Source organism: Aquimarina algiphila, from assembly GCF_007489275.1.
Lineage (GTDB): Bacteria > Bacteroidota > Bacteroidia > Flavobacteriales > Flavobacteriaceae > Aquimarina > Aquimarina algiphila.
Genome location: NZ_VLNR01000213.1, coordinates 1 through 932, shown reverse-complemented (window position 1 = coordinate 932; position 932 = coordinate 1). Strand labels below are relative to the sequence as shown.

1 pseudogene is annotated in these 932 nt (G+C 29.6%); it reads right to left on the bottom strand.

The features are described from left to right. Positions 1 to 251: pseudogene (locus FOF46_RS31115) on the bottom strand (hypothetical protein); the annotation flags it as partial. Between the last annotated feature and the right edge of the window lie 681 nt (positions 252 to 932).

Below are 932 nucleotides of genomic sequence, written 5' to 3'. Positions count from 1 at the left end.
TTATTGAATTGTTGATGCATAAACTTACGCACACCACGATCAACTATAACATTATACTGATGCGCTTTTAGTTCACCCTCCTCAAGAGCCATTTTCTCCGAGAAATCAAACATTTTATAATACTCATCCAGTATTTTGTTGGCGAGTTCTATGTTTTTCTCATCTCGTGCCTGTTGGTACAGGTTCCACTTATGCTCTAGGATAATACGTTTTTCTGCTTTTAGATCAGTCATATCAAGCTCACCAAACACATACATGGCTTTATGATAAATTCGGTAACAGGTAGCTTGACTAACTCCATATTCTTTCTGGAGATGTTCNATGTTCGATGGTTTGTGATGGGGAATATCCACCCTCAAGACGAAGAGTATAAGCAAAACGAATTTGCTGTTTTACCTCTTCTTGTTTAGCGGTAAGTATTATTTCATCATCCAGAAAGGATGCTTTTATCTTTTGTATAGGAGAGTCCTGGTTAAACTTAACTATCGACATCTATTGCATTTTGATGCAATATCAATTGATGTTGATTTTTAAAAAAGGACAGTAAAATATTTAAAGCTGACTACAAAGCTACATTCTACTAATATTCTAATGAATCTTGTAAATCCAATCAATAAATTAGTAATTTAAGAATGTATTTACCGACTAATATCGCATAGATTTAACCTATTGAAAACATGTACACTATAAATACATAATATGTACATCATATATATTAATTGATATACTTATTATATTTTTGTCATATATTATTAATTAATCGTAAGTCATGAATAATAAAACACTTTTTAAAACAAGCGAATTTATATCTTCTCTTCAAAGTAATGGTGTAGAAGTTACGGTTAATGATAATCCTAATTCATCTACACTTAATAGAATTAAAAGATTAATAAAAAATAAAGAAATGTTATTTAATTTTCAAAAATCTTTAT